This window comes from Pseudomonas sp. Y5-11, assembly GCF_022368695.1.
Classification (GTDB): domain Bacteria; phylum Pseudomonadota; class Gammaproteobacteria; order Pseudomonadales; family Pseudomonadaceae; genus Aquipseudomonas; species Aquipseudomonas parakoreensis.
The window spans coordinates 3,643,568-3,663,100 of the sequence record NZ_CP058974.1 but is presented as its reverse complement, the minus strand read 5'-3'; the positions used below and the strand labels follow the sequence as shown (position 1 = coordinate 3,663,100).

Below are 19,533 nucleotides of genomic sequence, written 5' to 3'. Positions count from 1 at the left end.
GTAACGGGTCATACAGCGTCTACCGCAAGTGCAAGAATAGTAGATGCCAACGCACTGACCGACGCTCAGGATAGATGTGATGAACGCAGCACCCACCCCCGATGACGCCCAAGCCCTGATCGCCCGTATCGACTGGAGCCGCACTCCGCTGGGCGCCGCCGGCACCTGGCCGCAAAGCCTGCGCACCGCGGTGGATATAGTGATTCACTCGCCGATGCCGATGCTGCTGTTGTGGGGGCCGCAGCTCACACAGATCTACAACAATGGCTTTGCGATGCTCGCCGGCAGCAAGCATCCGCACGCTTTCGGACAGCCGGCGCACCTGATATGGCCAGAACTTCAGGACTTTACCGACCCGATTTATCGAGCCGTCCTACAAGGCCAGGTGCGCACCTACAGCGAACGGCGATTTACCCTGCAACGCGAAGGAAAGGAGTCCGACTTCTGGCTGGACCTGACTTACAGCCCCATCCGCGATGAAGATGCGCAAGTGGCCGGAATTCTGGTCACGGCCATCGAAACCAATGAGCGCCGGCGTATCGCCCTTGAACTGCAACGTCGTTCCGAAGAAAGCCTCAAGGCCCAGCGCGACACCGAGGAACGCCTGCAACTGGCGCTGGCCGCTACCGATGCCGTCGGCACCTGGGACTGGGACATCGGTGAAGACCGCTTCATCGCCGATGCCCATTTCGCCCAACTGCACGGCATTGATCCGGCGCTGGCCAGTCAACTGCCGATCAGCGATTACCTGCAAGGGGTGCACCCCGAAGACCGCGCGTTGATCGCCCGCAGCATCAAGCATTGCATTACCCACGGTACCGAATACGCCGAGGAATACAGGCTGCTCAAAGCCGACGGCGAACTGCGCTGGGTGTTTGCCCGTGGCCGCTGTTACAAGGACCACCACGGGCGACCCGTGCGTTTCCTCGGCGCCGCGCTGGACCTGACCGAGCGCAAACACACCGAGCAGGCGCTGCGTCAGAGCCAGACCGAATTGCAGCTGATCATCAACGCGATGCCGATCCTCATCAGTTACGTCGACCACGAAGAGCGCTTCCGCTTGAACAACGCCGCGTATCTGGACTGGTACGGCCTCACGCCTCAGGAATTGTATGGCCGCACCATTCGCGAAGTGATCGGCGAAGAAGCCTATTTCCTGCGCGCGCCGTACATCGCCGAGGCGCTGGCCGGGCGTCCCTGCTCGTTCAGCCTGTACACCCCGCACCGTGACGGCAGCAGCCGTCATGCGCTGATGAATTACCTGCCGCGCCACGGCGCCGATGGCTCAGTCAACGGTTTCTATATTTTCGTGATCGACGAGAGTGAACGGAAAAAGACCGAAGAGGCACTGCGCAACCTCAATGAAACCCTTGAGGAACGGGTCAGCGCCCGTACCGAACAACTGGCCCAGGCCAATCAGCGCCTGCAGAACGAGATGTTCGAACGCGAGCGCGCCGAAGATGCGTTGCGCCATGCGCAGAAAATGGAAGCGGTCGGCCAGCTCACCGGCGGTATCGCCCACGACTTCAACAACATGCTCACCGGGATCATCGGCAGCCTCGACCTGATGCAGCGTTACATCGCCGACGGCCGCGCCGAGGAAATCGGCCGTTTCACCGAAGCGGCGGTGTCGTCGGCCAACCGTGCAGCCGCCCTGACCCATCGCCTGCTGGCGTTCTCCCGTCGGCAGTCGCTGGATCGCAAGACCCTCAACGTCAACGAACTGATTCATTCGCTGGAAGATTTGATCCGCCGCACCAAGGGTGACCCGATCGAACTCACGCTGCGCCTGGCCGACGATGTGTGGCCGATCAGCACCGACGTCAGCCAACTGGAAAACGCCCTGCTCAACCTGGTGATCAACGCCCGCGACGCCATGCCCGACGGCGGCGAACTGCTGATCGAAACCGCCAACGTCTACCTCGACGGCAACGACATCACCACCCTCGAACCGGTCAAGGCCGGCGACTACCTGATGCTGGCGGTCAGCGACAACGGCACCGGCATGACGCCATCAGTGCGCGCCAAGGCCTTCGATCCGTTCTTCACCACCAAACCGATTGGTCAGGGCACGGGTCTCGGGCTGTCGATGATTTATGGCTTCGCCCAGCAATCGGGTGGCCATGTCAGCCTCGACAGTTTGCCGAATCAGGGCACCTGTGTGCGCCTGTACTTGCCGCGCCTGAACCTGCTGGAGCCCGAACGGCCAGTCGTGGAAACCCTCAATGCAGCGCCGACGGCCACTTGCGGGGAAACTGTGGTCGTGGTCGAAGATGACCCGGCGGTGCGCATGCTGGTGCTCGACCTGCTCAAGGAGCTGGGTTACCTCGCCCACGAAGCGGCCGATGCCAGCGCCGCCCTGCCGCTGCTGGAATCGGAGTTGCGTGTGGACTTGCTGGTGACCGACGTTGGTCTGCCGGGGATGAACGGCCGGCAACTGGCGGAAATCGCCCGCCAGCATCGCCCGGGACTGAAGGTGCTGTTCATGACCGGTTATGCGCAGAAAGCCGCGGAGCGTCAGGGCTTTCTCGAGGACGGCATGGACATGGTGGCCAAGCCGTTTTCGATTGAAGTGCTGGCGAACAAGATCCGCGAGATGATCAACCAAACGCCGTCACTTGAGGCATAATCCCGCGCCCCGCCGTCACCCCGTTACAGGTATCGCACGATGAAAGCCCAAGCCCGCCACATTCTGGTGAAAACCGCCGAAGAGGCCGAACAGCTCAAACAACGCATTGCCAAGGGCGAAGCGTTTGATGTGCTGGCGAAGAAATACTCGACCTGCCCGACCGGCAAGCGCGGCGGCGATCTGGGTGAAGTGCGGCCGGGCCAGATGGTCGGCGCGATTGATGCGGTGATTTTCAAGAAACCGTTGCGCACAGTGCACGGACCGATCAAGAGCAAGTTTGGCTATCACCTGGTGCAGGTGTTTTTCCGCGATTGAGTGCTTGGCCTCAGGGCCTCTTCGCGAGCAAGCTCGCTCCCACAGTTTGGAATGCGTACCCTGTGGGAGCGGGCTTGCCCGCGAACCGATTGCGCAGCAATCGGCCATTCGCCGATTATCTGGGGATCAGGGCTCCCGGCACCTGAATCACCCTACTCGCCAGCCAATGCCCAGCCTGCGCCGCTTCCACCGGACTGCCACCCAGCAAACGCCTGGCTAGATACGCCGCACTGAACGAATCCCCCGCCGCCGTAGTATCCACGACCTTCTCGACCTTCTGCGCCGGCACTTCGAACGCCTCGCCATCACAACGAATCAGGCACGCCTCGGCGCCACGTTTGAGCACCACTTCCGGCGTGCCGATCTGCGCGTACGCCTCAAACACCGTGTCGCAATCGGCAAAGTGGAACAGTGCCTGCTCGTCATCGACGGTCAGCAATGCCAGATCGACATGCGACAACACACTGCGATAGGCCGCCCGCGCCTCTTCCTGTGACGCCCACAAACGTGGCCGATAGTTGTTATCGAAGACGATCCGCGCATCGCGCTGCCGGGCTTCGATGAGGGTCTGGATCAAACGCTCACGGCCCTTGGCGCCAAGCACAGCGAGGGTGATGCCGCTGAAATACAGCACGTCGTAATCCGGCAGCGCTGCAAGAATCGGCTCCGCCGCCGGAGTGGTAAAGCAATCGCGCACCGCCGCCTCATTGCGCCAGTAGAGGAAACGTCGCTCGCCGTTGGCGTCGGTCTGAATGCAGTACAGGCCCGGCAATCGACCGGGCAGACGCTGCACGAGATCCTGACCAATGCCTTCATCGGCCCAGCTCTGGCACATGGCATCGCTGAAGCTGTCATCGCCCAGCGCAGTGACGTAATCGACCTGAGCGTTGTCGCCCAGGGCGCGGGACAGATACACCGCCGTGTTCAAGGTATCGCCGCCGAAGCTTTGCTGCAGGCTGCCGTCGGCGCGGTGCTGGAGTTCGATCATGCATTCGCCGATCAGGGCGATGCGCGGGGTGTTCGGGCCCAGGGGGCTGAGGGTGGTCATCGGGTGGCGTCTCTGCTGATTCGGTGGTGTTTGATCTGGCCTCTTCGCTGGCAAGCCAGCTCCCACACAATCTTCACAACTCATGAGATTCCTGTGGGAGCTGGCTTGCCAGCGAATCGCCGCAACGCGGTCTCAAGCCTTAGAAACAAGTCCCCATGTTCTCGACCACCGCTAACTGCTCATCCACCAACAACCCCACCCGCCACTTGTCGAAGGTCAGACACGGGTGCGAGGTGCCGAAGGAAATGATATCGCCGACCCGCAACTCAACCCCCGGCGCCACACTCATGAACGCATGCTGGTCCATCACCGCCGTCACCTTGCACGTGCCGACATCGTCGCCGACCGCCGGCACAACGCCGGCCTTGTAACGCAGCAACGGCACCGGCAAACCGGCATCAAATGCCACGTCGCGCTTGCCGAGGGCGATCACCGCAAAACCCGGCTCAGGCAGCGATTGCACGTGGGCCCAGACTTCCAGCGCCGGACGCAGGCCTTCGTGCAGATCGCTGCGACGATCCAGCACGCAGCATTGCGCTTCCTTGTAGATACCATGGTCGTGGGCGACATAACTGCCCGGGCGCAGCACGCTGAGGAAGCGTCCGCCCGCATTCTGCGTCTCAAACGACTCGGCGATCAGGTCGTACCACGCCGAACCCGAGGCAGTGATGATCGGCTTGGCAATGGCAAACGCGCCGCTGTCCTGCAATTGCACCGCCAGCCGCACCAGTGACGCGGCAAATTCACGAATACCGCTGACCGCGTGATCGCCGTGAATCACCCCTTCGTAACCTTCGATGCCGGTCAGGGCCAGCGCCGGTTGCGCGTTGATCGCCTGGGCCAGTGCGATGACTTCCTGTTCGCTGCGGCAACCGCAGCGGCCACCGACCACGCCGTACTCGATCATCACGTTCAACTTCACTCCGCGCGAAGCGAAGTAGGCGCCCAGATCGGCGACGTTGTCCGGGTGATCGACCATGCAGTAGAAATCGAAATCCGGGTCTGCCAGCAGATCGGCAATCAGCGCCATGTTCGGCGTGCCGACCAGTTGGTTGGCCATCAACACCCGCCGTACGCCGTGGGCATACGCGGCGCGGGTCTGGGTGGCGCTGGCGAGGGTGATGCCCCACGCGCCGGCGTCGAGCTGACGCTGGAACAGCGCCGGGGTCATGCTGGTTTTGCCGTGGGGCGCGAGTTCGGCGCCGCTGTCGCTGACGAACGTCTGCATCCAGCGAATGTTGTGCTCCAGCGCCTCGCGGTGCAGCACCAGCGCCGGCAGGCTGACGTCACGCACAAGGTGCGCGCCAATGGCAGCGGCGCCCTTTTCCACAGCGGTATTGATGGCAGTCGTCATGGTCAAACTCCTCGCATTCAGTCGCGGCCGCAGGCCGCCGCGGTTATTCGTTGATACGCCGGGCGAGGCTGTTGGCGCTCTCGATCAGCACCCGGCGATAGTCGTCGTAATTGTTTTTCGCATCGGCCCGTGGGGCGACGATGCACAGGGTGCAGATGGCCACACCATTGGGGTCTTTGACCGGCGCGGCGAAGCAATGGGTGAAGGTGTCGGCCACGCTGTCGAAGGAGAAGAAACCGTCGATCCCGGCCTGCCGAATTTCCGCCAGAAAGCGCTCGAGCGGCAGTCGTTCGCCGTCGGGCAGGATGTAGTCGTCTTCGTCGATCAGGTCGATGATCTGCTGGTCGCTCAAATGCGCCAGCAGCAGGCGTCCGGATGCAGTCCACGGGATCGGCGCGTTTTCGCCGATGTCGGACGAAATGCGGAAATGCCGCTCGCCCTCCTTCATCAACGCCACCGTGTATTTGCGCCCGTTGAGCAGGCACATCTGCGCGGTTTCCCGGGTCTGGCTGACGATATCCTGCAAGGCATGATCGGCCTCGCGACTGAGGTCGAAATGGCGCAGGTGCGCCTGCCCGAGGAAGTACAACTGACGACCGAGATAGACGTGCCCGTCCTTGCCCACCGGCTCCAGAATCCGTCGCTCCAGCAACGACGCCACCAGTTCGTAGACCGTGGATTTCGGGCTGCCGATACCGTTGGCGATGTCATTCGGACGCAGCGGCTGGCCGATCTCCTTGAGGAAATCGAGGATATCGAACGCCCGGTCCAGACCACGGGCCCGGCGTTTGATGGTGTCTTCGGTCATGTCAGTACTCACTCAAAATGCCTCTGTAGGAGCTGCCGCAGGCTGCGATCTTTTGATCTTGCCTTCGTGGTGCATCCAAAATTGCCAAAAGATCGCAGCCTTCGGCAGCTCCTACAAGAGCCGACGACAATCAGGCCTTTTTCTTGTACGCGATGCAATCGATCTCGACCTTGCAATCGACCATCATGCTCGCCTGCACACAGGCCCGCGCCGGGGCATGTTCAGGCTTGAAGTACTCGCCGAAAACCTTGTTGAAACTGCTGAAATCCCGGGGATCGTCCAGCCACACCCCGGCCCGCACCACATCTTCCAGGCCATAACCGGCCTCTTCGAGAATCGCGATCAGGTTCTTCATGGTCTGGTGGGTCTGCTCGACGATGCCGCCAACGATGATCTCGCCGTCCACTGCCGGCACCTGGCCGGAGACGTGCAGCCAGCCGTCCGCTTCAACGGCGCGCGCGAAAGGACGTGGCTGACCGCCAGCAGCCGTGCTGCCGGTGCCGTATCGAGTAATGCTCATGGGTAGCTCTCCTGATTACAAAGCAAAAATTAGAACCGCGTGCTCTTGAGAAACTCAGCCAGACGCGGCGATTGCGGGTGTTCGAACAGCTCCTTGGGAGGCCCCTGCTCTTCGATCCGCCCCTGATTCATGAAAACAATCTTGTCCGAGACCTCGAAGGCGAAACGCATTTCGTGGGTCACCAGCAGCATGGTCATGCCGTCTTCGGCCAGCCCCTTGATCACGTTCAACACTTCACCGACCAGCTCCGGATCGAGGGCCGAGGTGACTTCGTCGAACAGCATCAGGCTCGGGTTCATCGCAATCGCCCGGGCAATCGCCACGCGCTGTTGCTGACCGCCGGACAACTGCCCGGGAAAGTGATTGCGCCGCTCCAGCAGGCCGACCCGCTCCAGCCATTTCTCGGCCAGCGCGACGGCTTGGTCCTTGTGCATTTTTTTCACCTTGAGCAGACCGAGGGTGACGTTCTGCAAGGCTGTCAGATGCGGGAACAGATTGAATTGCTGGAAGGCCATGCCGGTCATGGCGCGATGGCGGGCAATGACTTTTTCCGCGTGGCGCACACGTTTACCGCCGACCTCGTCATAGCCGATGGACTCGCCGTCGAGCAGGATCTGCCCGCCCTGGAACTCTTCGAGCATGTTCACGCAGCGCAGCAAGGTGGTCTTGCCCGAACCGCTGGAGCCGATCAGCGTCACGACGTTGCCACGCTGCATGCTCAGATCGACGCCCTTGAGCACTTCGACTGCGCCGTACTGTTTGTGCAGGCCACGGATATCCAGCAGTGGCTGGCCATTTGAAACGTTGGAAACTTGAGCTTGAGTCATGGCAGGGCCACCCGCTTTTCAATGTGCCGGCCGAGTAATTCGATGCCGTAGTTGATGACGAAGAACAGAAAACCGGCGAACAGGTAGAACTCCAGAGTCATGAAGGTCCGGGCGATGATCTGTTGGGTGCTGAGCAGCAGTTCGGCGACGCCGATCACCGAGAGCAAGGTCGAAGCCTTGACGATTTCGGTGGACGAGTTGACCCAGGTCGGCAGGATCTGCCGCAGCGCTTGTGGCAGCAACACATAACCGAGGGACTGATAGAACGTCAGGCCAATCGCCTTGCTCGCTTCCATCTGCCCACGCGGCAAGGCCTGCAAGGCACCGCGCACGATCTCGGCAACGTGCGAGCCGCAAAACAGCGTGAGACCCAGCGCACCGGCCTGAAACGCGCTGATCTGCCAACCGAGCGCCGGCGCCATGTAGAAGCAGGCCAGCACCAACACAAACACCGGCGTACCGCGAATCAGGTCAACGTAAAAACGAAACGGCGCGCGCATCCAGAACTTGCCGTAAGTCAGCACCAGACCGGCGACGACGCCGAGCAGCGTGCCGAACAGAATCGCCAGCGCCGACACCTGCACACTGGTCAGAAACCCTTGCAACAAGGTCTCGCGAGCGACCCACAACTCATGCAACCAACTGGGAGATTCGTACATCGCAGCCTCCTATCGGCGGATTGCCAGACGCTGCTCCAGGTAACGCAGCAGCATGGCAATGAGGTAACAGGCCGCGACATACAACGCCGTGGTCACCAGCCAGGTTTCTATCACCCGGTAGCTTTCGACGTTGATCTTGCGCGCGTAGTAGGTCAGCTCCGGCACTGCAATCGCGGCGGCCAGCGAGGTGTCCTTGAACAGCGAAATGAAGTTGTTCGACAGCGCCGGCAACACGTTGCGCAGCATGACCGGCACGGTCACGTAGGCCTTGACCTGCCATTCACCGAGTCCGATCGCCAGCCCCGCTTCACGCTGGCCTTTGGGGATGCTCAGCAAACCGCCACGGAACACCTCGGTCAGATAGGCACCGGCATACAGCGACAACGTGATGATGAACGACGGGATCTTGTCCAGACGGATCCCCAGGCTCGGCAAGGCGAAGTAGATCAACAGAATCAACACCAGGATCGGCGTATTCCGCACCACCGTGACGTACACCGAGGCCAGCACCCGCAAGGCGCGATGCTTCGAGAGCAAGGCAAACGCCATCAGCAGGCCGATCACGCAGCCGATGGCAATCGACACCAACGCCAGTTCAAGACCCAGACCGAGCCCCGCCAACAAGGTGTCGAAATCGCGCCACACGGCAGCAAAGTTCAACTGATAGTTCATGGTCAGCAGTACCTTGAGCGGGGCGATTTGTATCGCCCCACTCTCACGGGATCACTTGAATTCGACAGGGAAACCGATCGCCGGCGACGGCAGGTCGACACCGAACCATTGCTTGAAGGATGCCGCGTAAGTCGGGAACTCAACGCCGGTCATGGCTTCATGCAGAGTGGTGTTGACGAAGTTCAGCCAGTCCTGATCGCCGCGCTTGACCGCGCAAGCGTAGGTCTGCGGGCTCCACGCGTAGGTCGGGCTGCGGTAGCGGCCAGGGTTCTGCACCATCAGGTATTTGACCGACGACTGATCGGTAGCCGCGGCATCGGCACGGCCGGAGTTCACCGCCTGATACATCAGATCAACGCTGTCGTACTGATCGACCTTGGCCTTGGGCAGCGCCTGGTGCACCAGTTCTTCGGCATAGACGTTTTGCAGCACGGCCACCGTGACGCTGTCACCGGCTGCCTGCAGGTCTTCGATTTCCTTGTACTTGCTGTTGGCCGGCAGCAGCAGGCCGACGCCTTCGCGGTAGTACGGCAAAGTGAACGCCACTTGCTGCGCACGGCTGGCGGTGACGGTGATGAACTGGCAGCTCATGTCGACCTTGTCGGTCAGCAGGTTGGGAATCCGCGCATCGGACGACTGCACGACGAACTCGACCTTGTTCGGGTCATTGAACAAACCCTTGGCCACCATCCTGGCGATGTCGATATCAAAGCCCTGCAACTTGCCGTCCGCACCCTGAAAGTGCCACGGCGCATTGGTGCTGCCGGTGCCGACAATCAGCTTGCCCCGGGCCAGAACACTGTCGAGTTTGCTGTCGGCTGCCTGGGCCATGCCCATGACAGCGGACGAAGCCGCAAGAACAAAAACACACGCTTTGAACAACGAAGGACGGCGATGCATGGCAAGCACTCCAGGATGATGTTTATTCCGCTATACCGGAATACGGTTTGTTACTACGGAATAGACAGCAGAAAGTGTGCCACAGGAATGGCGGGGAATCTTTATAGGATTGAAATGTTTTTGGAATCAAAGAGATGCGGGAAACGCGAAAAATGGAGCCGAGTGCGGGTACTGATGGGCTGCGCTACCTTAGGCTACAAATAGCGAGTAGCCGGTTCCCAGATGGATCACGGATGAGCAGATTCGGTGCAATGCGATTGAAGTTCGGATTTGTCTCATAGGTCATCTAGCGAGACTTTAAAAAAGGGATCATTTTCTCGCTCCTCACACAACGCGATCAGCTTCTGATCCTCTAGTTTGTCCATTATCGCTTCATACCCCTTTTCAGACGCGCAATTGAAAACGGGCTCGATCCGATGAAGGACTACGACAGTTTTACTGTCACTGGCGGCGACGGTGGCAATGGGATTTCGTTTCAATTCAGAAATTCTCGCTACGACATAAAGAACGATATAAGTCCCACCTCCGTTTTCGGATGAGTGAAAAAGGTATCACGTCCCGACATTCCACATTTCCGGGCTTCGTGTCGGGCCGGTCCTTCATAAAAGTGGGAAAAATCTCGCGAATCCACAGGCCACCTGTAATTTCTGACAGTAGACCTGTTCTTCACCCTTCTTTAACGTCATCGAACCTTCGAGGTCGTTGAAAAGGAGTTCTCAATGAGCGCTGCCAATACCATTTCCAATCTGGCCCCGGTTTATCGCAAAGCCCTGAAAACCTGGCGCCCGGTGATCCTGTACTTCGCCAATGAACACTGTCCTGCCTGCGAATGGGCCGGGCCGGTGTTTCGAGAAATTGCCGAGCCATATCGGCTGCGAGCGAATATCTACATGCTCAATACCCGTGAGTCGCCGCGCCATCCGCTGGTCACCGGTACACCGACGGTGCTGTTCTACAAGAACGGCAAACTCATGAAGAAGCTCAAGGGCATCGGCAGTGCGCAAACATTAAGTGAAGATTTCGCCCGGCACATTGGCAGAACCAAAGCGCCTGCCGCAGTCCGCCAGCCACGGCACGATCTGGCATGGTTGCGCCAAACCCTGCGCACACTCTGCACCCTCCCTCGCCCACGTCAGCAAAACTTTCGCTGAAAGTGCCAGCCAAGCGCCATCAACCGATGGCACTTTCATTCCAAATCATCGGTAACACACCCGTCTTCGACCGGATTGGACAAGTTTCCATCCGGCTGCTTTTCTTTATTTCTCGGTAAGAGAACGCGCTTGCGGCAATAGCACTCAGGTGTCGCCATGTCCCAGGAGGGGTCAATGTCCTTTAAAGTCATGATGGTTTTCGGTACTCGTCCGGAGGCCATCAAAATGGCCCCGCTGGCCCGGGTTCTGCGTCAGTGGCCTGACATCCAACTGAACATCTGTTCCACCGGCCAGCATCGGGAGATGCTCACTCAGGTGCTCGACGCGTTTGAACTGGCGGTCGACGAAGACCTGCAAGTGATGACCCAGGGCCAGACCATCAACGGCCTGTCGCAACATCTGCTGTCGCAACTGGACCAGGCCTACGACCGGGTCAACCCGGATATCGTGCTGGTGCACGGCGACACCACCACCAGCTTCATCGCCGCCCTCGCCGCGTTCAATCGCCAATTGCCGATCGGCCATGTCGAAGCCGGGCTGCGTACCGGCAACCTGCGCGCTCCCTGGCCAGAAGAGGCCAACCGGCGTCTGACCGGCGTGATCGCCGACCTGCATTTCCCGCCGACCTCGAAATCCGCCGCCAATCTGTTGCGTGAAGGGGTGCCCGAGGACAACATCGAAATCACCGGCAACACCGTGATCGATGCCTTGCTGTGGATGCGCAATCACCAGCAACAAACCGACTGGCGCCCAGCCGCCGATTCACCCTTGGCTGTACTCGATGATCGGCGCCGGATGATTCTGATCACCAGCCATCGCCGGGAAAACATCGGCGATGGCTTTCGCAACATCTGCCAGGCGCTGGCCGAACTCGCCGAGCGTTATCCGGACGTCCAATTCGTCTACCCGGTACATCTCAACCCGCTGGTGCAGGAAGTGGTGTACGGCACGCTTTCGGACAAACCCAACATCTACCTGATCGCCCCGCAGGACTACCCCCATTTCGTGTGGCTGATGAGCCGCGCGCATTTCATCCTCACCGACTCCGGCGGCGTCCAGGAAGAAGCGCCGGCCATCGGTAAACCACTGCTGGTGCTACGTGATGTAACCGAACGGCCGTCGGTACTGGAAAGCGGCACCATGCTGCTGGTGGGAACCGACACGGCGCGTATTGTCGAAGAATCCAGCCGACTGCTGGATGACAAAGACACCTACGCCCGCATGAGCCGCGTGCACTTTCCCTACGGCGACGGCCACGCCAGCGAACTGATCGCCACCCGACTCCACGCCTGGCTGAGCGCTCGCTCGGCGGCGGGTAGCGCCGTATGAGTCTGGGTTGGGTCGACTTCTTTGCGTATGTGCTGTTTGCTCTCAAATATGTGGCGATTGCCCTCGCCCTGTTGATGTTCATTCTTGGTCTGGATGACCTGTTCATCGATCTGGTCTACTGGTTCCGCAAGCTGATCCGGCGCTGGCGGGTCTACGAAAAATTCGAGCGCGCCGACGAACAGCGGCTCTACACCATTACGGAAAAGCCGCTGGCAATCATGGTGCCGGCGTGGAACGAGGTCGGTGTGGTCGGCGAAATGGCGCGGCTGGCCGCCTCGACCATCGATTACGAGAATTATCAGATCTTCGTTGGCACCTACCCTAACGACGCCGAAACCCAGGCCGACGTCGACGCGGTCTGCCAGCACTACCCCAACGTGCACAAAGTGGTCTGCGCCCGTCCTGGTCCGACCAGCAAGGCCGACTGCCTGAACAACATCATCGACGCGATCCTGCGCTTTGAAAGCGAGGCGAAAATCCAGTTCGCCGGTTTCATCCTGCACGACGCCGAAGACGTGATTTCGCCGATGGAATTGCGCCTGTTCAACTATCTGCTACCAAACAAGGACCTGATCCAGATCCCGGTTTACCCCTATGCACCCGAGTGGAAAGGCTTTACCGCCGGGCACTATGTCGACGAGTTCGCCGAGAACCATGGCAAGGACGTCATCGTGCGCGAGGCCCTGACCGGTCAGGTGCCGAGCGCCGGGGTCGGCACCTGCTTCAGTCGCAAGGCCATCAGCGCCCTGCTTGAAGACGGCGACGGCATCGCCTTCGATGTGCAAAGTCTCACCGAGGACTACGACATCGGTTTCCGCCTCAAGCAAAAAGGCATGAAGTGTATCTTTGCCCGTTACTCGGTCAGCGATCCGACACTGGCACTGGAGCAACCGTGGGTGCTCGGCATGAACCGCGAGTTCTCCCAAGTGATCTGTGTGCGTGAGCATTTTCCTCGCGACCTGCAACATGCAATCCGGCAGAAATCGCGCTGGATCGTCGGCATTGTCTTTCAAGGCACGAAGAACCTCGGCTGGAGCCGCAAGGGCCTGCTCAACTATTTCCTGTGGCGTGACCGTCGCGGGCTGATCGCGTACCTGTTGAGCTTTCTGGTCAACCTGCTGTTCGTGGTGTTGATCGCGATGTGGCTGATTACGGTGATTTCGCCCGACTCGTGGCGCTATCCATCGATTCTCTCCGACAGCTCGCTGCTCTCGGTATTGCTCTGGCTCAACGGCTTCATGCTGCTCAATCGGCTGTTTCAGCGGGGCTGGTTTGTCACTCGCTATTACGGACTGGTGGAAGGACTGCTCTCGGCGCCCCGCATGATGTGGAGCAACTTCGTCAACTTCTTCGCCAACCTGCGCGCGCTGCGTCAGGTCATGGAAATGGGCGATTCGCGGCGCGTAGCCTGGGACAAGACGACCCATGAGTTCCCCGCATTGACCAAGGCCCAGCGTACCCCCTTGGGTCACCGACTGGTGGATAAAGGCCTGCTTACCGAAGACCAGCTCGAAGCCGCCATCACCAGCCCGGTACGTCGGCGCCTGGGTCGCGAACTGCTGCTGCGGGAGTACATCAACAGCACCCAACTAGTACAGGAACTGGCCGACCAACTGGAGCTGGAATGGGCTCCGCTTAATCCGTTCAAACTCGACCCGCGCCTGATCGACGCCGTACCGCGCCGGGTGGCGAGCCACTACGGCGTGCTGCCCGTCGCCGAGGAAGGCAAAACGCTGGTGCTGGCGTCCGAAGGTCCGGTCAGCCAGGTTTCGCTCGGCGCAATCAGTCGCCAGTTACAACGCCCGGTGCGTTGTCGTCTGGCACCGCAAGGCCGGGTGACGCTGGGGATTCGCTACTGGTACGCCAGCCCCCGGCAAAGCGAAGAAGTGCGTCACATGCTGCAAGTGCTTGCGCGCCATCAGGACGACGAAGCACTGCTGGAACGGGTGAGCCGCCATCAGGTGTTGCTCGGCAATCTGTTGCAGGTGCGCGGCATGGTGCCGCCGACCCTGTTCAATCAGGCGCTGATCGACTTCGATGCGGACAAGATGTCCCTCGGCGAACACTTGATTGCCCGCGGCATCATCACTGAGGAAGTACTCCAGCAGGCCCTGGCCGATCAGGCCAGTGAACAACAAGCGGCTTACCGCATCGTCCGGGAGGTCGCATGAAACCTGTATATCGTTACCCCCTGCTGATGGGCAGCCTGTTGCTTGGTCTGAGTACCGCATACCCGCTGCAGGCAGCGCCGCTGAGCGACTTTGAACAGTTCCGCAGCTATCCCTACATGGATCGCAGCTACCGCGAAGCGAAAAAAGGCAACTGGAAAGAAGTCGAGCGGCTGATGCGCCACCTGCTGGAAAAAGTCCCGAAAAACGACGAAGCGCGGGCATTGCTGGTGGAATCGCTGGCCAGACAGCGGCGCTACAAGGACGCCGTCGAAGCCTTGCCGGCCAATGACAGTGAAGCGACGCTGGACTTGCGTCTGACCTGGATCGAACAGGATCCACCCGGCAGCACTCAGGTCGAGCAATGGATGGCGACCAGCGACCTCAACGACCGCGTGCGTCTGTGGCAGGCCTACAGCTTGAGCCTGGCCAAATTCGGTGGTGCGGCCAAGGCCCATGACTGGCTGGCGCAACTGGCGCCCAAGGGCGACGACAACATCTTGCGTCTGGCCCGCGCCAACTGGTCCGAGCAATTGCGTGACTGGAGCGGCACCATCGAGCAACTGGCGCCGCTTGCGGCGCGCAGCCAACTCGATGCCGAGGGCTGGCAACGTCTGGCCAACGCCTATGTGCAGCGACTGGACGAAAAACCGCTGCAACAACTGCTGCAACAGGCCCCAAGTCCCGAGGCCGCGCGCAAGGTGCGTCTGGCGATGGTTGATCGCGCCATCGCCATGGGCCACGATCAACAGGCACAGCGCTGGCTGCAGTCACTGCCTGCTGAGGATCTGGCGGATCCGGCACAACGCCAGCGGCTATGGGAACTGGCACGCCAGACCGACGATGTGCCCAGCGTTCAACGCCTGAGCAACGACCTGCAGCGCCCCTGCCTGGAAACCACCGACTGGTTGTCGCGTCACGACCCGGAAACCGCACTGACGCAATTGCGCAGTTGCCAGCCAAACGATGATCCACAAGCGTGGCTGGTGCTCGCCCAGCGCTTGCAGGCTACCGATCTGCTGCAGAGCACAACGTTGCCGCAGCCGTGGGAGAGTCGACGACAGGCGCAACTGCTCGATGTCTGGCAGGAACAGGGCCAGAGCAGCAAGGTCATGGTCTGGCTCGCCGGGCAGCCACAGACCCCGGCGGTGGTCAAACGCCGCGCGCAACTGGCCCAAACCATGGGACGCCGCACCGAGGAACAAACGCTGTGGGAATACCACTACCGCCAGACCGGCGATCTGGCGTCGCTGAATCAGGCCAGTTTCCTCGCACTCGACAGCGGCGATCGAGCCCACGCGCAGGCACTGCTGGAAAACGCCTACGACCACTTCGGCGGACGCCTGCCGCACAGCGCGCTGCAGCGTCTGGCTGGAATCTACGCGTCAGCCAAAGACACCACACCCGCACAACAGCAGCGGATGGCATCACTGATCCGTCATATCGACGGTGCCACGCGCGGCCAATTGCTTGCGCAACTGGCAGAAAACGGTCAGTGCGATGCCGTGCAGCAAGCGCTTGGCAATCACCCGCAAGCCGCTGGCGATTACCGTGCGCTCGGCCGCTGCGCCATGCCGGATCGCCCCGGTGAGGCCGTGGTTTATTACCAGCAAGCAGAAAAACTCGGTGACCGCAGCAGCCGTCTGCCGCTGGCCTACGCGCTGGAAGCGGCGGGCGACTCCGCAGGAGCCTTGGCAATCTGGCGCAGCATTCCTGCCGCTGAACTCAGCGACAACGCCCGCCTGACCGCCAGCCGCAGCGCGCTGAATGCCGGTGACAACCAGGCTGCCGAGGGTTACTGGCAGCAAAGCAAGGCCCGTGGCGCCAATGAATGGGCGCTCGGCGCAGCGATTGCCGATGCCCGTGGCGAACATGCCGAGGCCTTGCAGCGCCAGCGTCAGGCGTTGCAGCAGGCACCGGATGCCGGGCATTTCTATGCCGCATCCGTCACCGCACAAAAGGCCGGCGACCTGGCGCAAAGCAATGCGTGGCTGGCGGAAGCGGTACGCCGCGAGCCGAACAACCCACGTTATCGCGCCGATTACGGCATGCGCCTGTCCGGCGCACCGACTCGCGAAGAGCGCGCCCGGGCGATCCCTTATCTGCAGCAGGCCACCCGCGATTTCCCCGAGGATTACCGTCTCGGCGAAACCTTGGCCTGGCGCTATGACGAAGTAGAAGACAGCGCCTCGGCACGCAAGGAACTGCGTCGGGTCATTGATCTGGAGCAGCACCCGGTGGCCGCCGACGACCAATACGGCAGTATGGAAGCCCGGCGCTACCGCCAGCGTCGTGCCCACGAGACCCTGTCGCGTCGTGACAGCTTCACCCTCGCCAGCACCTGGTCGCCTGCGGGAGTGTCGACGAACGACTTCCTGCGCGACGACAACAGCAAAGGTACACGCCGCAGTGCCGGCTCGCAGAACGTGCAAGTGGCGATGTGGGACCACGCGCTGGGCGAAGAGCCGAGCCGCGCGGGCAGCACGCTGTCAGTCTACGGGCGGGTTCTGCTCGGTGGTCAGAGTCGCTCCAGCTACGCTGAATCCGCTGCGGCGGGCGTCGGTCTGCGCTACAAGCCATGGGGTACGCAAAACATCAACCTCTACGCTGAAATCTACAAGCAGAGCCAGTTCGATGAGCAAGACAACCACGGCCTGAGCCTGGGACAGATGATCAATCCGCACAAACTCTCGGATCAGCTCGACGATCATCGCCAGGACGGTCACACCACCACCGATTACCTGTTGCGCGCCACCGCCTCGTTCCTCGATCAGGGACAGTACCGCAACGACTGGCGCGTTGATGAAAGCGATTGGGATGAGCGCTTTCTCTATCTGGATGCCGCGTGGTGGACCAAGGCTGGCGACCATCAGTGGCTGTCGCGTTTCCAGCAAGGGCATGCGTGGAAGCTGCCGTCCAACGCCGCGCAGACGATCATGCCTTATGGTTTTCTGGAGTTTGCCAGTCAGGACCCGAGCAATGACTGGCGTCAGGATCTGCGCACCGGGGTCGGCCTGCGCTGGCAATGGTGGTACGACGATGATCGCTACAACGCTTACCGCTCCAAACTGACCGTGCGCACTGAGTATCAGCAATCGCTTGGCGGCAATCTGTATGACGGCGGCAACGGTGTGTTACTGGGCGTGGAGTGGAATTTCTGATGGCGCGCTGGATGATGTTTTTCTGTCTGCTGCTTGGCGCAGTTGTCGTGCGTGCCGACGAGCGCGTTTTTTACCAACCGCTGAATGTCGATGCCAGCCTCAGTCAGGCTCAGTGGCAGCAAATCTGGCGAGACACGGCGCGTCAGGGTGCCCGCACCGTGATCGTGCAATGGACTGCCTATGGTGATTCGGACTTTGGCGGCGCCAACGGCTGGCTCGCCAACAGCCTGCAGCTGGCGCAACAACAAGGCCTGCAACTGGTGCTTGGTCTGAAGATGGATCCGGCTTACTACCAGCGCATCGATGAACTGGACAGCGCCGGCCTTGGTACCTACTGGCAGGCACAGTTGGGTCAGTCACTGGCGCAACAGCAAAAACTGCGCAGGGACTGGAAGCTGCCGGTCAATGGCTGGTATCTGCCACTGGAGCTGGACGACTTGCACTTTTTGGCGACAGATCGCCGAGCCACATTGCAACGCCAGCTCAAGGATTTCGCCAGCAAGCTCGATGCGCCGTTGCACGTCAGTGCATTCAGCGCCGGCAAACTCGCACCGGGGGTAAACGGGCAATGGCTGGGTGAACTGGCCGCCGCAGGGGTTCGGGTGTGGTGGCAGGATGGCGCCGGTACGAAGAAACTGTCGCCAGTGGTGCGCGAAGGCTATGCCGATGCACTGCCCTGCTCCGTGGGCATCGTTCGCGAGGCGTTTCGGCAGATCAGTGCCGAGGGGCAGGCCTTTCGTGCCGAACCTGCGCCGCTCGATGCGACATCCACAGGCTGCCACGCCAGCGCGGTATTTTCCCTGCGTTACCGCCCATGGGGGCGGGCAATCCTCGACAATCAACGCAAGCAGCAAGGCAGCAATGTACAAACTCATTGAAGAGCAGGTACTGAAGAAGACTGCGCCCGCCGAGTTGCGGGCCGAGTTCATCCAGCATGAATTCGAACGGCTGCATGGTTTCAGCCTGCTGATTTACATCGCCAGCATTGCGATCTGGCTGGTGTTTGATCTGGTCGTGAGTTTCCTCGGGGCACAGGGCTTCACTTGGCGTTCGATGGCCTTCATCGCGTTCTTTGCAGCGCTGACCGTGGTGCTGGGCTTCACCCGCAAGGCCCGGCATTTTGACCTGATCACGCTGCTGTTTGTACTGGGACTCACCATCGGCGTGCGGTTGATCGTCAGTGGTATCCCGCCCGCCGTCCATAGCTCCTGGCTGGTGCTCGCGGCGGCCAGCATGCTGTATAGCGTTTCGGTACTGCCTTTGAGTCGCGGGGCGTTCTTTGCGACGCAAGTGATTATCTGGCTGGTACTCAATCCATTCATCAACACCCCCACTACCCTGATCGAACTCCGGGGTGTGATGACCGCCTGCTACAGCGTGTTTCTCTGCTCATTGACGATTTACACTTTCCTCAAACTGCGTGAGGCCAAGCTCTACAACTACATCATGTCCCGGCTGCTGCTCGATCAGGCCTATAACGATACGTTGACCGAGATCCCCAACCGCCGGTCGTTCATGACCGTCGCGCAACAGCATCTGAAAGCCCTTCCTCGCGAGCATGACCACTATCTGGCAATGATCGACATCGACAACTTCAAGAAAGTGAATGATGTATACGGTCACGACATCGGCGATGAAGTGCTGAAGCGCGTGGCTGCCGACATCAAGACTGTGATGATGCAGCACGAATTCGCTCGTATGGGTGGCGAAGAGTTTGCGATTTATATGGCGGGCGTGCGCCGCGAGGATGTCGAGGCGCTGGCTGGCGAGTTGTGCCGGGTGGTTCGCGAGCAACCGACACAGCACCCGGTCACGATCAGCATGGGTGTGGCTCGGGTGGAGGATGGCGATACCTTGAATCAGGCACTGGTCAAGGCGGATGACGCGTTGTATGAGTCAAAGCATACGGGCAAGGATCGCTTCACTTTTCATCAGTGATTTTGTGGCGCAGGACAGATTGCATTCGCGAGCAGGCTCGCTGCCACTGTGGAA

At 60.6% G+C, this 19,533-nt stretch carries 16 protein-coding genes; 8 read left to right on the top strand and 8 right to left on the bottom strand.

What is annotated here, in order from left to right; translation table 11 throughout:
• The first annotated feature begins 79 nt into the window (after positions 1–79).
• Complete coding sequence (locus HXW87_RS16100) at positions 80–2,629, top strand: PAS domain-containing sensor histidine kinase (RefSeq protein WP_239776579.1); 2,550 nt, start codon at positions 80–82, stop codon at positions 2,627–2,629.
• A gap of 39 nt (positions 2,630–2,668) precedes the next feature.
• On the top strand, positions 2,669–2,944 hold the full coding sequence (locus HXW87_RS16095; RefSeq protein WP_239776569.1) for a peptidylprolyl isomerase: 276 nt from the start codon (positions 2,669–2,671) through the stop codon (positions 2,942–2,944).
• A 115-nt stretch (positions 2,945–3,059) separates the two neighbouring features.
• Here the strand turns inward: HXW87_RS16095 and HXW87_RS16090 are convergent, their stop codons facing one another.
• From HXW87_RS16090 to HXW87_RS16055, 8 genes are all read right to left on the bottom strand, one after another.
• Positions 3,060–3,992, bottom strand: coding sequence for a sugar kinase (locus tag HXW87_RS16090; RefSeq protein WP_239776567.1), 933 nt, complete (start codon positions 3,990–3,992; stop codon positions 3,060–3,062).
• 139 nt (positions 3,993–4,131) lie between these two features.
• Positions 4,132–5,346 carry an amino acid deaminase gene (locus HXW87_RS16085; protein ID WP_239776565.1) on the bottom strand — a complete coding sequence of 405 codons (1,215 nt, stop codon included), beginning with the start codon at positions 5,344–5,346 and terminating at the stop codon, positions 4,132–4,134.
• 43 nt (positions 5,347–5,389) lie between these two features.
• Complete coding sequence (locus tag HXW87_RS16080; protein WP_041064579.1) at positions 5,390–6,154, bottom strand: IclR family transcriptional regulator; 765 nt, start codon at positions 6,152–6,154, stop codon at positions 5,390–5,392.
• Between the two features lie 130 nt (positions 6,155–6,284).
• On the bottom strand, positions 6,285–6,674 hold the full coding sequence (locus HXW87_RS16075) for a RidA family protein (RefSeq protein ID WP_007912330.1): 390 nt from the start codon (positions 6,672–6,674) through the stop codon (positions 6,285–6,287).
• Between the two features lie 29 nt (positions 6,675–6,703).
• Positions 6,704–7,501 carry an amino acid ABC transporter ATP-binding protein gene (locus HXW87_RS16070; protein WP_131671739.1) on the bottom strand — a complete coding sequence of 266 codons (798 nt, stop codon included), beginning with the start codon at positions 7,499–7,501 and terminating at the stop codon, positions 6,704–6,706.
• Complete coding sequence (locus HXW87_RS16065; protein ID WP_041064595.1) at positions 7,498–8,160, bottom strand: amino acid ABC transporter permease; 663 nt, start codon at positions 8,158–8,160, stop codon at positions 7,498–7,500. The genes HXW87_RS16070 and HXW87_RS16065 overlap by 4 nt, the downstream gene beginning before the upstream one ends.
• 9 nt (positions 8,161–8,169) lie before the next feature.
• Positions 8,170–8,832, bottom strand: a complete 663-nt coding sequence (locus HXW87_RS16060; RefSeq protein ID WP_003225455.1) for an amino acid ABC transporter permease — start codon at positions 8,830–8,832, stop codon at positions 8,170–8,172.
• 51 nt (positions 8,833–8,883) lie between these two features.
• On the bottom strand, positions 8,884–9,732 hold the full coding sequence (locus HXW87_RS16055) for a transporter substrate-binding domain-containing protein (protein ID WP_047294802.1): 849 nt from the start codon (positions 9,730–9,732) through the stop codon (positions 8,884–8,886).
• Positions 9,733–10,451: 719 nt separating this feature from the next.
• On the opposite strand from HXW87_RS16055, the gene HXW87_RS16050 reads away from it, so the two are divergent.
• The 6 genes from HXW87_RS16050 to HXW87_RS16025 all read left to right on the top strand — a co-directional run bounded on the left by HXW87_RS16050 (position 10,452) and on the right by HXW87_RS16025 (position 19,479).
• Positions 10,452–10,883, top strand: coding sequence for a thioredoxin family protein (locus HXW87_RS16050; RefSeq protein WP_182401417.1), 432 nt, complete (start codon positions 10,452–10,454; stop codon positions 10,881–10,883).
• A gap of 174 nt (positions 10,884–11,057) precedes the next feature.
• Entirely contained in the window at positions 11,058–12,212 is a 1,155-nt protein-coding gene (gene wecB, locus HXW87_RS16045; RefSeq protein WP_182401419.1) for a UDP-N-acetylglucosamine 2-epimerase (non-hydrolyzing), read from the top strand.
• Positions 12,209–14,383 (top strand): cyclic di-3',5'-guanylate-activated glycosyltransferase NrfB, encoded by a 2,175-nt coding sequence (gene nrfB, locus HXW87_RS16040; protein ID WP_239776564.1) that lies wholly within the window; start codon positions 12,209–12,211, stop codon positions 14,381–14,383. The genes wecB and nrfB overlap by 4 nt, the downstream gene beginning before the upstream one ends.
• Positions 14,380–17,541, top strand: coding sequence for a phage receptor (locus tag HXW87_RS16035; protein ID WP_239776562.1), 3,162 nt, complete (start codon positions 14,380–14,382; stop codon positions 17,539–17,541). The genes nrfB and HXW87_RS16035 overlap by 4 nt, the downstream gene beginning before the upstream one ends.
• Positions 17,541–18,419, top strand: coding sequence for a DUF4434 family protein (locus HXW87_RS16030; RefSeq protein ID WP_239776560.1), 879 nt, complete (start codon positions 17,541–17,543; stop codon positions 18,417–18,419). The genes HXW87_RS16035 and HXW87_RS16030 overlap by 1 nt, the downstream gene beginning before the upstream one ends.
• Positions 18,403–19,479, top strand: coding sequence for a GGDEF domain-containing protein (locus tag HXW87_RS16025; RefSeq protein ID WP_182401423.1), 1,077 nt, complete (start codon positions 18,403–18,405; stop codon positions 19,477–19,479). Before HXW87_RS16030 ends, HXW87_RS16025 begins: the two co-directional genes overlap by 17 nt.
• Positions 19,480–19,533 lie beyond the last annotated feature (54 nt).

What these genes read in the sequence shown, in the direction of transcription:
- HXW87_RS16100 (WP_239776579.1), top strand. Translation starts at nt 80, where the DNA reads ATGAACGCAGCACCCACCCCCGATGACGCCCAAGCCCTGATCGCCCGT.
- HXW87_RS16095 (WP_239776569.1), top strand. Translation starts at nt 2,669, where the DNA reads ATGAAAGCCCAAGCCCGCCACATTCTGGTGAAAACCGCCGAAGAGGCC.
- HXW87_RS16090 (WP_239776567.1), bottom strand. Translation starts at nt 3,992, where the DNA reads ATGACCACCCTCAGCCCCCTGGGCCCGAACACCCCGCGCATCGCCCTG.
- HXW87_RS16085 (WP_239776565.1), bottom strand. Translation starts at nt 5,346, where the DNA reads ATGACGACTGCCATCAATACCGCTGTGGAAAAGGGCGCCGCTGCCATT.
- HXW87_RS16080 (WP_041064579.1), bottom strand. Translation starts at nt 6,154, where the DNA reads ATGACCGAAGACACCATCAAACGCCGGGCCCGTGGTCTGGACCGGGCG.
- HXW87_RS16075 (WP_007912330.1), bottom strand. Translation starts at nt 6,674, where the DNA reads ATGAGCATTACTCGATACGGCACCGGCAGCACGGCTGCTGGCGGTCAG.
- HXW87_RS16070 (WP_131671739.1), bottom strand. Translation starts at nt 7,501, where the DNA reads ATGACTCAAGCTCAAGTTTCCAACGTTTCAAATGGCCAGCCACTGCTG.
- HXW87_RS16065 (WP_041064595.1), bottom strand. Translation starts at nt 8,160, where the DNA reads ATGTACGAATCTCCCAGTTGGTTGCATGAGTTGTGGGTCGCTCGCGAG.
- HXW87_RS16060 (WP_003225455.1), bottom strand. Translation starts at nt 8,832, where the DNA reads ATGAACTATCAGTTGAACTTTGCTGCCGTGTGGCGCGATTTCGACACC.
- HXW87_RS16055 (WP_047294802.1), bottom strand. Translation starts at nt 9,732, where the DNA reads ATGCATCGCCGTCCTTCGTTGTTCAAAGCGTGTGTTTTTGTTCTTGCG.
- HXW87_RS16050 (WP_182401417.1), top strand. Translation starts at nt 10,452, where the DNA reads ATGAGCGCTGCCAATACCATTTCCAATCTGGCCCCGGTTTATCGCAAA.
- wecB (WP_182401419.1), top strand. Translation starts at nt 11,058, where the DNA reads ATGTCCTTTAAAGTCATGATGGTTTTCGGTACTCGTCCGGAGGCCATC.
- nrfB (WP_239776564.1), top strand. Translation starts at nt 12,209, where the DNA reads ATGAGTCTGGGTTGGGTCGACTTCTTTGCGTATGTGCTGTTTGCTCTC.
- HXW87_RS16035 (WP_239776562.1), top strand. Translation starts at nt 14,380, where the DNA reads ATGAAACCTGTATATCGTTACCCCCTGCTGATGGGCAGCCTGTTGCTT.
- HXW87_RS16030 (WP_239776560.1), top strand. Translation starts at nt 17,541, where the DNA reads ATGGCGCGCTGGATGATGTTTTTCTGTCTGCTGCTTGGCGCAGTTGTC.
- HXW87_RS16025 (WP_182401423.1), top strand. Translation starts at nt 18,403, where the DNA reads ATGTACAAACTCATTGAAGAGCAGGTACTGAAGAAGACTGCGCCCGCC.